Source organism: Streptomyces sp. NPDC058257 (assembly GCF_042881845.1).
In the GTDB taxonomy this organism is placed as follows: domain Bacteria; phylum Actinomycetota; class Actinomycetes; order Streptomycetales; family Streptomycetaceae; genus Streptomyces.
In genome coordinates, this window is record NZ_JBHVXJ010000013.1 from 88,813 (window position 1) to 101,130 (window position 12,318).

Below are 12,318 nucleotides of genomic sequence, written 5' to 3' on the forward strand. Positions count from 1 at the left end.
TGGTCAGCCCTTCGAGGGAGCGAGGCGCTTGAGCTCGGCCTCGGTCGACTTGAGCAGGTCGTTCCAGGAGGCCTCGAACTTGTCGACGCCTTCGTCCTCCAGCAGCTGTACGACCTCGTCGTACGAGATGCCGAGCTTCTCGACGGCCTCGATCTCGCCGCGCGCGGCGTCGTACGTGCCGGCGATGGTGTTGCCGGTGATCTGGCCGTGGTCGGCGGTGGCCTCGAGGGTCGCCTCCGGCATCGTGTTCACCGTGTTCGGCGCGACCAGGTCGTCGACGTACAGGGTGTCCTTGTACGCCGGGTCCTTGACGCCGGTGGAGGCCCACAGCGGACGCTGCTTGTTGGCCTGCGCCTTGTCGAGCGCGGCCCAGCGGTCGGAGGAGAAGACCTCCTCGTACGCCTCGTACGCCAGACGGGCGTTGGCGAGGGCGGCCTTGCCCTTGGCGGCCTTGGCCTCGTCCGTGCCGATGCCGTCGAGGCGCTTGTCGATCTCGGTGTCCACGCGGGACACGAAGAAGGACGCCACCGAGTGGATCTTGGAGAGGTCCAGGCCCGCGGCCTTCGCCTTCTCCAGGCCCGCCACGAACGCGTCCATGACCTCGCGGTAGCGCTCGAGCGAGAAGATCAGCGTCACGTTCACGCTGATGCCCTTGCCGATGACCTCGGTGATCGCGGGCAGGCCCGCCTTCGTCGCCGGGATCTTGATGAGCGTGTTCGGGCGGTCCACCAGCCATGCGAGCTGCTTGGCCTCGGCCACCGTCGCCAGGGTGTTGTGCGCCAGGCGCGGGTCGACCTCGATCGACACCCGGCCGTCCTGGCCGTTCGTCGCGTCGAAGACCGGGCGCAGGATGTCGGCGGCGTCACGGACGTCCGCCGTCGTGATCATGCGGATGGCCTCTTCGACGGTGACCCCGCGGGCGGCGAGGTCGGTGAGCTGCTGGTCGTAACCGTCGCCCTGCGAGATGGCCTTCTGGAAGATTGACGGATTCGTCGTGACACCCACGACGTGGCTCTGGTCGATCAGCTCGGCGAGGTTGCCGGACGTGATCCGCTTGCGCGACAGGTCGTCCAGCCAGATCGCGACGCCTTCGTCGGAAAGGCGCTTGAGTGCGTCTGTCATGAGGATTGCATCTCCTACTAGGTCGTATGTCGGCGTCAGCGCTGAGCGGCGTCGATCGATTCCCGGGCGGCGGATGCCACGTGATCGGCGGTGAAGCCGAACTCGCGGAAGAGCACCTTGCCGTCCGCCGATGCGCCGAAGTGCTCAAGGGAGACGATGCGACCGGCGTCACCCACGAAGCGGTGCCAGGTCAGGCCGATGCCCGCCTCGACCGCCACGCGCGCCTTCACTGACGGCGGAAGGACGCTGTCGCGGTACCCCTGGTCCTGCGCCTCGAACCACTCGACGCAGGGCATCGAGACGACACGCGTGGGAACACCGGCGGCCTGGAGCTGCTCGCGCGCCTCGACGGCGAGCTGCACCTCGGAGCCGGTGCCGATGAGGACGACCTCGGGCTTGCCGCCGTCGGCCTCGAACAGGACGTAACCGCCCTTGACCGCGCCCTCGGTGACCTCGCGGTCGTACGTCGGCACGCCCTGACGGGTCAGCGCGAGGCCGTGCGGGGCGCCCTTGCCGAACTCCTTCGTGTAGCGCCGCAGGATCTCGCGCCACACGATCGCGGTCTCGTTCGCGTCCGCGGGGCGGACCACGTTCAGGCCCGGGATGGCGCGCAGCGAGGCCAGGTGCTCGACCGGCTGGTGCGTCGGGCCGTCCTCGCCGAGACCGACGGAGTCGTGCGTCCACACGTACGTCACCGGAAGGTGCATCAGCGCGGAGAGGCGGACGGCGTTGCGCATGTAGTCGGAGAACACCAGGAAGGTGCCGCCGAAGATGCGGGTGTTGCCGTGCAGCGCGATGCCGTTCATCTCCGCGGCCATGGCGTGCTCGCGGATGCCGAAGTGGACCGTTCGGCCGTACGGGTCGGCCTCCGGCAGCGGGTTGCCCGCGGGGAGGAACGACGACGTCTTGTCGATCGTGGTGTTGTTCGAGCCCGCGAGGTCGGCGGAGCCGCCCCACAGCTCGGGGACCACGGCGCCGAGGGCCTGGAGGACCTTGCCGGACGCGGCACGCGTCGCGACGCCCTTGCCCGTCTCGAAGACCGGGAGCTTCTCCTCCCAGCCCTGCGGGAGCTCGCCCGCGGCGATGCGGTCGAACTCGGCGGCGCGCTCGGCCTCGGCGGTGCGCCAGGAGGCGAAGCCCTTGGCCCACTCGGTCTTGGCGTCGCTGCCGCGGTCCAGGGCCGCACGGGTGTGCGCGAGGACCTCGTCCGAGACCTCGAAGGTCTGCTCCGGGTCGAAGCCGAGGACGCGCTTGGTGGCCGCGACCTCTTCGTCGCCGAGCGCCGAGCCGTGCGCGGCCTCGGTGTTCTGCGCGTTCGGTGCGGGCCAGGCGATGATCGAGCGCATGGCGATGAAGGAGGGACGCTCGGTCTCCGCCTTCGCGGCCTGGATCGCGCGGTAGAGGGCGGCCGGGTCGAGGTCGCCGTCCTCCTTGGGCTCCACGCGCTGGACATGCCAGCCGTAGGCCTCGTACCGCTTCATGGTGTCTTCGGAGACCGCGGTCTCCGTGTCGCCCTCGATGGAGATGTGGTTGTCGTCCCACAGCAGTACGAGGTTGCCGAGCTTCTGGTGCCCGGCCAGGGACGACGCCTCGCTGGAGATGCCCTCCTGGAGACAGCCGTCACCCGCGATCGCGAAGATGTGGTGGTCGAACGGCGACTCGCCCGCGGGGGTCTCGGGGTCGAAGAGGCCACGCTCGTAACGGGCGGCCATCGCCATGCCCACGGCGTTCGCGACGCCCTGGCCCAGCGGGCCCGTCGTCGTCTCGACGCCCGTGGTGTGCCCGTACTCCGGGTGTCCCGGGGTCTTGGAACCCCAGGTGCGGAACGCCTTCAGATCATCGAGCTCCAGACCGAAACCGGCGAGGTAGAGCTGGATGTAAAGGGTCAGGGACGAGTGACCCGCGGAGAGAACGAACCGGTCGCGCCCGGTCCACTCGGCGTCCGCGGGGTCGTGCCGCATCACCTTCTGGAAGAGGGTGTACGCGGCAGGCGCGAGGCTCATGGCCGTACCAGGATGGCCGTTGCCGACCTTCTGTACGGAGTCCATGGCCAGGACGCGGGCAGTATCAACAGCCCGCTGGTCCAGTTCGGTCCACTCGAGGTCTGTGGTGGTCGGCTTGGTGCTCACCCTGAGTCAGGGCTCCTCTCCACATGTCGAATGCCGGCGATGTAGATCCCACCGGCCGATGTCGAGCCTACCGCTGTAAAGACGTGCATTTTTTCGAGTGATTCCAGACTGCCGGGGTGCGCCGGTATCCGCCTCCCGAAAGGGATCCACGGTGTTCACCATGTGATCCCCGAGCCGCTCATCTGGACCTTTGGAACGAGTGCCGCACCGCTCATCTGAATGGGTGTCGGGCCGGCTTTCGGGCGGCTCAACACGCCGCTCAACACGACCCCACCCCCGCGAAGAGCGAGGTATGGGCAACGTCTACAGTGGCGTGGTACGCGCGAGCCTTTACCGGATCTTCATTTCTGAACGTCCGACGCGGCTTGCTGGGAAGTCTCTGTCAGGGGTGTGCGTGACGGCCGTTGAATCCCGTCCAGCGGGAGCAATTGGGACGAGCTCTAGCCCAAGCCACCGGCCGCTCCGGGCCCGTGTCATGGCGTTCGTGGCGCTGACCAAGCCGCGAATCATCGAACTCCTCCTCATCACCACCGTTCCGGTGATGTTCCTCGCCGAGCAGGGGGTGCCCGACCTGTGGCTGGTCTTCGTGACCTGCCTCGGCGGCTACCTGTCGGCGGGCGGCGCCAACGCGCTCAACATGTACATCGACCGCGACATCGACGCCCTCATGGACCGTACGTCCCAGAGGCCCCTGGTCACGGGAATGGTCAGCCCCCGCGAGTGCCTCGCCTTCGGCATCGCGCTCGCGATCGCCTCCACGCTGCTCTTCGGGCTCGTCGTCAACTGGCTGTCCGCGTGGCTCGCCCTCGGTGCCCTGCTCTTCTACGTGGTCGTCTACACGATGATCCTCAAGCGCCGCACCTCCCAGAACATCGTCTGGGGCGGCATCGCGGGCTGCATGCCGGTGCTCATCGGCTGGTCCTCGGTGACCAACTCCCTGGCGTGGGCCCCGGTCATCCTCTTCCTCGTCATGTTCTTCTGGACGCCGCCGCACTACTGGCCGCTGTCCATGAAGGTCAAGGACGACTACGCCCGCGTGGGTGTGCCGATGCTGCCGGTCGTCGCGTCGAACAAGGTGGTCGCGCGTCAGATCGTCCTCTACAGCTGGGTGATGGTCGCCGTCTCGCTGCTGCTCCAGCCGCTCGGCTACACCGGCTGGTTCTACACGATCGTGGCCTTCGTGACCGGCGGCTGGTGGCTGTGGGAGGCGCACGGCCTGCAGAACCGCGCCAAGGCGGAGGTCACGGGCGGCAAGCTCAAGGAGATGCGGCTCTTCCACTGGTCGATCACGTACGTCTCGCTGCTGTTCGTGGCGGTCGCGGTGGATCCCTTCCTCCGCTAGGCCGCAGGCCAGGTCGACGGAGTTCACAGCCCCCTGCCGCCCGCAAGGGCGGCAGGGGGCTGTCTGCTTCGAGAGCGTCGAGCGCCGACGCGCCCATGCGAGCCAGGTGCGTGGCCGACGCCACGGCACCCGGCCGTCGCCAGACGATCTACCCATCGGTAGCATCCTGCTCATGGCAGAGACGCAGCAGGTTGAGGACAGCAAGCAGGCCGCTCGCGCCGAGCGGAAGGCCGCCAAGCTCGCCAAGGAGATCGGCGCCTTCGCGAAGGCGCACGGCGGTGCCGAGGGGCAGGTCGCGTACATCGGGCACGAGGGCACCCGCATCGTCCTGGTCGGTGAGGACGGCGGCTGGGGCGACCTGGTGGCGCCCACCTACGCGATCGCGCTGAGCGCCGTCGAGAAGGCCGGGATCACGGTCCACGAGGACTTCGACGGTGACTTCGCGGCCAAGGTGAAGACCGGCCCCTACGAGTGGTCGCGCATGGCGGGCATTCAGCTCGGCGGTCCTGGCAACGGCTGAGGGCCGCTGTTCCCGCACTCTTTTCGGCACTGTTTCCGAGCGCGTCCGAAGGCAACACCTGATGCCCGGTTCACCCGTTAGACCGTAGGAGCACGGTCCGCCTAACGGGAGCCCGGATGATCGAAACGCCGTCCCTGGTGGACCAGTACTGCCACGGTGTGCTCCGTACGGAGCTGGGCCTTGGCACCTTCGAGACCCACCTCGGCAGGGGCGAGGGGCCGCCCGCGCCCGGCACCACCTTCTTCGACACCCAGACGGGCTTCGCCGTACGCCGCTGGTGCCCCCCGCTGCTCGGCCTCGAACCGCACTGCACGCCCGCCCGCTATCTCGCCCGCCGCCGCGAACTTGGCGTGCTCGAGGTGGGGCGCAGGCTGCTGCGGGGGAGCGGCATCACGACCTATCTCGTCGACACGGGGCTGCCCGGCGATCTGACCGGGCCCGGCGAGATGGCGTCCACCGGCTGCGCCGACGCCCACGAGATCGTCCGCCTGGAGCTGCTCGCCGAACAGGTGGCCGACACCTCCGGCACGGTCGACTCGTTCCTCGCCAACCTCGCCGAGTCCGTGCACGCGGCCGCCGCGCACGCCGTCGCCTTCACCTCCGTGGCGGGCGTCCGGCGCAGTCTCGCCCTGGCCCCCGAACCGCCGGGGCCCGGCGAGGTGCGGGGCGCGGCGGGCCGCTGGCTCGCCCGGCGGCAGGTGGGCGGTGCGCTCCAGGACCCCGTACTGCTCAGGCATCTGCTGTGGATCGCCGTCGCGTCCGGGCGGCCGCTGCAACTGCACGCGGGGGCCGGGGACCCGCAGGGGTACTTCGGCGGCTTCGCGCGGGCGACCGCGGGGCTCGGCACCGATCTGGTCCTGCTGCACGGCTATCCGTACCACCGCAACGCCGCTGACCTCGCGGGTGTCTTCCCGCACGTGTACGCCGACCTGGGGCCCGCCCTGGTGCGCACCGGCGCCCGCGCGGCGGCCGTACTCGCGGAGATCCTGGAGCTGGCGCCCTTCGGCAAGCTGCTGTTCTCCAGCGGCGCGCACGGTCTCCCCGAGCTGCACGTGGTGGGCGCCAGGCTCTTCGGGGAGGCGCTCGGGCGCGTGTTCGGCGGGTGGGTCACCGAGGGGGCGTGGTCACTGCCGGACGCGCAGCGCGTGGCGGGCCTCATCGCGGCCGGCAACGCCCGCCGCGTGTACGGGCTCGCGGAGGGCTGACTCGCGGAGGGGGAAGGCCTCAGACGGCCGACAGCCGGGAGTCCGCGCTCTGGGACGGGACCTCCGCGGTGCCGTACGGGCGCTCACGCAGCGACAGCAGGACGCGCATCACGCCGATCCAGACCACGCACGAGCCGAACATGTGCAGGCCGACCAGGACCTCGGGCAGGTCCGTGAAGTACTGGACGTAGCCGATGGCGCCCTGGGCGAGCAGGATCAGGAACAGGTCGCGGGTGCGGTGCAGCGGGCCCTTGGGGGCGTCGACCGCCTTGAGGACGAACCACAGGGCGAACGTCAGCGTCACCACGATCCACGCGAGCACGGCGTGCAGCTTGCTGACGGTCTCCCAGTCGAAGCCCATGCGCGGCACCTCGCTGGAGTCACCGGCGTGCGGCCCGGAGCCCGTCACCACCGTGCCGACCGCGATGAGGAGCACGGTTGCCGCGACCAGGAACCACACCAGCTGCGCCACGGCCTTGCCGACCAGCGGACGCACCTCGCCGTCGCCCTCGCGGGTGCGCTGCCACATCGTGACGGCCACCGCGATCAGGGCGGTGGAGAGCAGGAAGTGCGCCGCGACCGTGTACGGGTTCAGGCCGACGAGCACGACGATGCCGCCGAGCACGGCATTGCCCATGACCAGCCAGAACTGGATCCAGCCGAGCCGGGTGAGGCTGCGCCGCATCGGCTTCTGGGAGCGCGCCGCGATGATCGCCCAGCCGACGGCCGCGCACAGCACGTACGTCAGCATGCGGTTGCCGAACTCGATGAATCCGTGGAAGCCCATCTCGCTGGTGGCGGTGAGGGATTCGTCGGTGCACTTGGGCCAGGTCGGGCAGCCGAGGCCGGAGCCGGTCAGGCGGACCGCACCGCCGGTGACCACGATGCACACCGTCATCGCGAGCGAGATGAGGGCCGCGTGCCGGACGGTCCGCTGCTGCGGGGTCCAGCGTTCGGCGATGAAGGCGAGCGGATTGCGCACGGCGGAGACGGCGTCGGCTCGGGTCACGTTTGGCACGGGGACCATCGTAGGGGGCCGCTTGTGCACGGCTTCACGAGGGGGACGTATCCGGTGCTTCTGTGACGCGAGTTACGCCCGTCCCCCCTCGATTCACTCCCAGCGGAAGAGCTTCCCGGCCGCCCCGAGCCCCAACACCGCCCAGACCGCCAGGATCCCGAGGTCGCGCCACGGCATCCCCGCGCCGTCCTGGAGCACGTCCCTCAGGCCGTCGGAGAGCGCCGAGATGGGAAGGAGGCCGAGCACCGACTGGGCCGCGTCCGGGAACTTGTCCAGCGGCACGATGACCCCGCCGCCCACGAGCAGGAGGAGGAAGACCAGGTTGGCGGCGGCGAGCGTCGCCTCCGCCTTCAGGGTCCCCGCCATCAGCAGGCCGAGCCCGGAGAAGGCCGCCGTGCCGAGGACGAGCAGGAGGAGTACGGCGAAGGGGTTGCCGTGCGGTGACCAGCCGAGCGCGAACGCGATCACCGTGAGCAGGACGATCTGGAGAACCTCGGTGACCAGGACCGACAGGGTCTTCGCCGCCATCAGGGCCCACCGGGGCAGCGGGGACGCGCCGAGCCGCTTCAGGACGCCGTAGCGCCGCTCGAAGCCCGTGGCGATGGCCTGACCGGTGAACGCCGTCGACATCACGGCGAGGGCGAGGATGCCGGGGGCGAGGAAGTCCACGGCCTTGCCCTCTCCCGTGTCGACGATGTCGACCGCGCTGAACAGGACCAGCAGGAGCGTGGGGATGACGACCGTGAGCAGCAGCTGTTCGCCGTTGCGCAGCAGCATCTTCGTCTCGAGCGCCGCTTGCGCGCCGATCATGCGGGGGAGCGGGGCGGCGCCCGGCTTGGGTGTGTACGTACCGGCGGCGCTCATCCGCGCAGCTCCTTGCCTGTGAGCTCCAGGAACACGTCTTCAAGGGTGTGGCGTTCGACGGCGATCTTCTCCGGCATCACGCCGTGCTGGGCGCACCAGGAGGTGACCGTGGCGAGCAGTTGCGGGTCGATCGTGCCGCTCACGCGGTAGGCGCCCGGGGTGAGTTCGGCCGCTGCGGAGTCCGGCGGGAGGGCCTTGAGGAGGGAGCCGACGTCGAGCCCGGGGCGCCCGGAGAAGCGCAGGGTGTTCTCGGCGCCACCGCGGCACAGCGCCTCCGGGGTGCCCTCGGCGATGACCTTGCCCGCGTCGATGATCGCGACCTCGTCCGAGAGCTGCTCGGCCTCGTCCATGTGGTGCGTGGTCAGGATGACGCTGACGCCGTCGGTGCGCAGATCGCGTACGAGATCCCAGGTGGCCCGGCGTGCCTGCGGGTCCAGGCCCGCGGTCGGCTCGTCGAGGAAGACGAGCTCGGGCCGTCCCACCACGGCCATGGCGAGCGCCAGCCGCTGCTGCTGGCCGCCGGACAGGCGCCGGTAGGTGGTGCGGCCACAGCTCTCGAGGCCCAGGCGCTCGATCAGCGCGCCCACGTCAAGGGGGTGCGCGTGCAGCTTGGCCATGTGGCGCAGCATCTCGTCGGCGCGGGCGCCGGAGTAGACGCCGCCGGACTGGAGCATCACGCCGATGCGGGGGCGCAGCGCGCCGGCCTCGCGGACCGGGTCGAGGCCCAGGACGCGGACGGTGCCCTCGTCCGGCCTGCGGTATCCCTCGCAGGTCTCGATCGTGGTGGTCTTCCCGGCGCCGTTCGGGCCGAGGACCGCGGTGACGGTGCCCGCGCGGACCCGGAGGTCGAGGCCGTCCACCGCGGTCTTCTTGCCGTACCGCTTGACCAGTCCTGTGACCTGGACGACGGACTCATTTCCCATGGCGGGAAGTCTAGAGAGGGTGCGGCGGGCGGCGGGCAGGGGGATGTCAGCCCGCCCACTCGGCCCGTGAGCGGTGGGTGTCCAGCCACTTCTGTGCGTAGGCCACCGCGTCGGCCACCGGGAAGAGCCGGGCCGTCGCCGCGCCCACCGTGCCCCGCACCACGGGGCGGTCCCGCTCGAAGTCCGAGCCGAGTTCGTCGAAGCGCTCCTCGGAGATCGAGGTCTCGCGCACCGTGGTCCAGCGGCGCCCCTGCGGTGTCATGACCGCGAAGGAGTTCTCCACCTCGGGGGCCGGAATCCGGTACTCGGCCAGGTGGAAGGCGGTGCAGGAGTCGAATCCCGCGCCGAGGAGCAGCACCCGGGCGCCCGATTCCTCCAGGCGGGCCAGCGGGCTGCGCTCGCCGAGTCGGCAGTCCAGCGCGTGCCCCTCCAGGAGCGCCCCCGCGCGAGGGCCGATCGCGGCGAAGGAGGTCTGCGGGTGGGCGCTGCGCAGGGCGCCCGGCCAGGTCCGTACGGTCTCGGGGATCACCCCGACACCGCGGGTGGGGGCGGTGCGCGGGTCGTACGCGGGGATGGACGCGCGGATCTGGGGCCACCACGATTGGGGCACGGGCGGGTTCTCCCACTCGGCCGGGTCGGAATTGTCGCTGGACTGCGCGGGGACCACGAGAGTGCCCGTCTGGCCCAACGCGTCGAGAAGAGCCTGGACGACGGCGACGGGGCCACCGACGACCCAGCCCAAGGCCCGCAGTGAGGAGTGCGCGAGGAGGGTCTCCCCGGGGCTCACGCCGAGCTCGCGGAGGTCGGCCGCGAGGGACGCGCGCGTACACAAAGGGCCGGTCGGAGTGGGTGTCGACATGGTCGGAGAGTCTCCTGGCCCCGCCCTGTCCGCGCCACCGATTTGATCGATCAGTGATCATTTCCGCAGGTCAGCTTAGGTATGCCTAAGTGATGTAGCGCACCGGGTCTTGATCCGGACGCGGGTTGTCAGTCTCTGAGGAATTACGCAACAATGGCGTTGTGAAAAACGTTGGCGAGGCTCCGCAGGAGGAACTCGCGACCGGGGAGCGCTCGACGCGCAACCGGGTCGCGCGCTCCGTCCTGGACCACGGCCCGTCCACCGTCGCCGATCTCGCCAAGCGCCTCGGCCTCACCCAGGCCGCCGTGCGCAGGCACCTCGACACACTCGCCCATGAGAACGTCGTCGAGCCCCGTGAGCAGCGGGTCTACGGCGCCCGTACGCGCGGTCGCCCCGCCAAGGTCTTCGCGCTCACCGACTGCGGCCGGGACGCCTTCGATCAGTCGTACGACAAGCTCGCCGCCGACGCCCTGCGCTGGATCAGCGAGCGGCACGGCGAAGGAGCGGTGGTCGAATTCGCCCGTGAGCGGATGGCCGCCCAGGCGGTGGCCTACCGCGAGGCGGTCGACGCGGCGCCCCCCGAGCAGCGCGCGGAGGCACTCGCGAAGGCATTGACCGCCGACGGGTACGCTGCTACGGCCCGCACGGCGCCCGTAGGCGAGCAGCTGTGCCAGCACCACTGCCCGGTCGCCCACGTCGCCGAGCAGTACCCACAACTTTGCGAGGCGGAGACGGAGATCTTCTCCGCCCTCCTGGGGACGCACGTCCAGCGGCTCGCCACCATCGCCCACGGCGACGGCGTCTGCACGACGTTCATTCCCCGCAACGCCCCACAGTCTTCACAGACCACTGACAAAGCATCCGCAAGCACGGCCGGGAGGAACCCCGCATGACGCTCCCCACGGAGACTGCCCACCCCGAACTCGATGGTCTGGGCACGTACGAATACGGCTGGGCCGACTCCGACGTGGCCGGGGCGTCCGCCAAGCGCGGCATCAACGAGGACGTCGTCAAGGACATCTCGGCGAAGAAGTCCGAGCCCGAGTGGATGACGAAGCTGCGCCTCAAGGGCCTGCGGCTCTTCGGCAAGAAGCCCATGCCCAACTGGGGCTCGGACCTGTCGGGCATCGACTTCGACAACATCAAGTACTTCGTGCGGTCCACGGAGAAGCAGGCACAGTCCTGGGAGGACCTGCCCGAGGACATCAAGAGCACGTACGACAAGCTCGGCATCCCCGAGGCGGAGAAGCAGCGCCTCGTCGCCGGTGTCGCGGCCCAGTACGAGTCCGAGGTCGTCTACCACCAGATCCGTGAGGACCTGGAGGAGCAGGGCGTCATCTTCATGGACACCGACACGGCGCTGAAGGAGCACCCTGAGCTCTTCAGGGAGTACTTCGGGACCGTCATCCCCGTCGGTGACAACAAGTTCGCGTCGCTGAACACCGCCGTGTGGTCCGGCGGCTCGTTCATCTACGTCCCCAAGGGCGTGCACGTCGAGATCCCGCTCCAGGCCTACTTCCGTATCAACACGGAGAACATGGGCCAGTTCGAGCGCACCCTGATCATCGTCGACGAGGACGCCTACGTTCACTACGTCGAGGGCTGCACGGCGCCGATCTACAAGTCGGACTCCCTGCACTCCGCGGTCGTCGAGATCATCGTGAAGAAGGGCGGCCGCTGCCGCTACACGACGATCCAGAACTGGTCGAACAACGTCTACAACCTGGTCACCAAGCGCGCCGTGGCGTACGAGGGCGCGACCATGGAGTGGATCGACGGCAACATCGGCTCCAAGGTGACGATGAAGTACCCCGCCGTCTACCTCATGGGCGAGCACGCCAAGGGCGAGACGCTCTCCATCGCCTTCGCGGGCGAGGGCCAGCACCAGGACGCCGGTTCCAAGATGGTCCACATGGCGCCCAACACGTCCTCCAACATCGTCTCGAAGTCCGTGGCGCGCGGCGGTGGCCGCACCTCCTACCGCGGTCTCGTCGAGATCGGCGAGGGCGCGGCCGGATCGAAGTCGAACGTCCTGTGTGACGCGCTGCTCGTCGACACGATCTCCCGCTCGGACACGTACCCCTACGTGGACGTGCGCGAGGACGACGTGTCCATGGGCCACGAGGCGACCGTCTCCAAGGTCTCCGACGACCAGCTCTTCTACCTGATGAGCCGCGGTCTGACGGAGTTCGAGGCCATGGCGATGATCGTCCGCGGCTTCGTCGAGCCGATCGCCAAGGAACTGCCCATGGAGTACGCCCTGGAGCTGAACCGGCTGATCGAGCTGCAGATGGAGGGCTCGGTCGGTTAATTCCGCCGACCGTCCCCGCAGCGAC

Annotated in this window: 11 protein-coding genes; 5 read left to right on the plus strand and 6 right to left on the minus strand. The window is 69.5% G+C overall.

Annotated features, from left to right (window positions below):
- Positions 1-3: 3 nt before the first annotated feature.
- Positions 4-1,122, minus strand: a complete 1,119-nt coding sequence (tal, locus tag ACFVXC_RS27870; protein ID WP_389910239.1) for a transaldolase — start codon at positions 1,120-1,122, stop codon at positions 4-6.
- 35 nt (positions 1,123-1,157) lie between these two features.
- Entirely contained in the window at positions 1,158-3,251 is a 2,094-nt protein-coding gene (gene tkt, locus ACFVXC_RS27875) for a transketolase (protein WP_389910242.1), read from the minus strand.
- Between the two features lie 388 nt (positions 3,252-3,639).
- Between tkt and ACFVXC_RS27880 the strand changes: the two genes are divergently transcribed.
- The 3 genes from ACFVXC_RS27880 to ACFVXC_RS27890 all read left to right on the plus strand — a co-directional run bounded on the left by ACFVXC_RS27880 (position 3,640) and on the right by ACFVXC_RS27890 (position 6,318).
- The gene (locus ACFVXC_RS27880; protein ID WP_389910629.1) at positions 3,640-4,593 is read left to right on the plus strand and encodes a heme o synthase; all 954 of its coding nucleotides are present in this window, start codon (positions 3,640-3,642) and stop codon (positions 4,591-4,593) included.
- Positions 4,594-4,765: 172 nt separating this feature from the next.
- Positions 4,766-5,113 carry a hypothetical protein gene (locus ACFVXC_RS27885; RefSeq protein ID WP_389910245.1) on the plus strand — a complete coding sequence of 116 codons (348 nt, stop codon included), beginning with the start codon at positions 4,766-4,768 and terminating at the stop codon, positions 5,111-5,113.
- Positions 5,114-5,229: 116 nt separating this feature from the next.
- A complete protein-coding gene (locus ACFVXC_RS27890) occupies positions 5,230-6,318 on the plus strand; it encodes an amidohydrolase family protein (protein WP_389910248.1) in 1,089 nt (362 codons plus the stop codon).
- A 19-nt stretch (positions 6,319-6,337) separates the two neighbouring features.
- Here the strand turns inward: ACFVXC_RS27890 and ACFVXC_RS27895 are convergent, their stop codons facing one another.
- The 4 genes from ACFVXC_RS27895 to ACFVXC_RS27910 form a co-directional block, all read right to left on the minus strand.
- Positions 6,338-7,345 (minus strand): heme A synthase, encoded by a 1,008-nt coding sequence (locus ACFVXC_RS27895; protein WP_389910250.1) that lies wholly within the window; start codon positions 7,343-7,345, stop codon positions 6,338-6,340.
- A gap of 84 nt (positions 7,346-7,429) precedes the next feature.
- Positions 7,430-8,200 carry an ABC transporter permease gene (locus ACFVXC_RS27900; RefSeq protein ID WP_389910253.1) on the minus strand — a complete coding sequence of 257 codons (771 nt, stop codon included), beginning with the start codon at positions 8,198-8,200 and terminating at the stop codon, positions 7,430-7,432.
- Positions 8,197-9,123: an ABC transporter ATP-binding protein gene (locus tag ACFVXC_RS27905; RefSeq protein WP_389910256.1), complete on the minus strand. Its 927-nt coding sequence runs from the start codon at positions 9,121-9,123 to the stop codon at positions 8,197-8,199. Before ACFVXC_RS27905 ends, ACFVXC_RS27900 begins: the two co-directional genes overlap by 4 nt.
- 46 nt (positions 9,124-9,169) lie before the next feature.
- A complete protein-coding gene (locus ACFVXC_RS27910; RefSeq protein ID WP_389910258.1) occupies positions 9,170-9,982 on the minus strand; it encodes an aminoglycoside N(3)-acetyltransferase in 813 nt (270 codons plus the stop codon).
- Positions 9,983-10,143: 161 nt separating this feature from the next.
- Between ACFVXC_RS27910 and ACFVXC_RS27915 the strand changes: the two genes are divergently transcribed.
- Positions 10,144-10,875, plus strand: coding sequence for a helix-turn-helix transcriptional regulator (locus tag ACFVXC_RS27915; RefSeq protein WP_389910261.1), 732 nt, complete (start codon positions 10,144-10,146; stop codon positions 10,873-10,875).
- Positions 10,872-12,293 carry a Fe-S cluster assembly protein SufB gene (sufB, locus tag ACFVXC_RS27920; protein WP_389910264.1) on the plus strand — a complete coding sequence of 474 codons (1,422 nt, stop codon included), beginning with the start codon at positions 10,872-10,874 and terminating at the stop codon, positions 12,291-12,293. Before ACFVXC_RS27915 ends, sufB begins: the two co-directional genes overlap by 4 nt.
- The last annotated feature ends 25 nt before the right edge of the window (positions 12,294-12,318 follow it).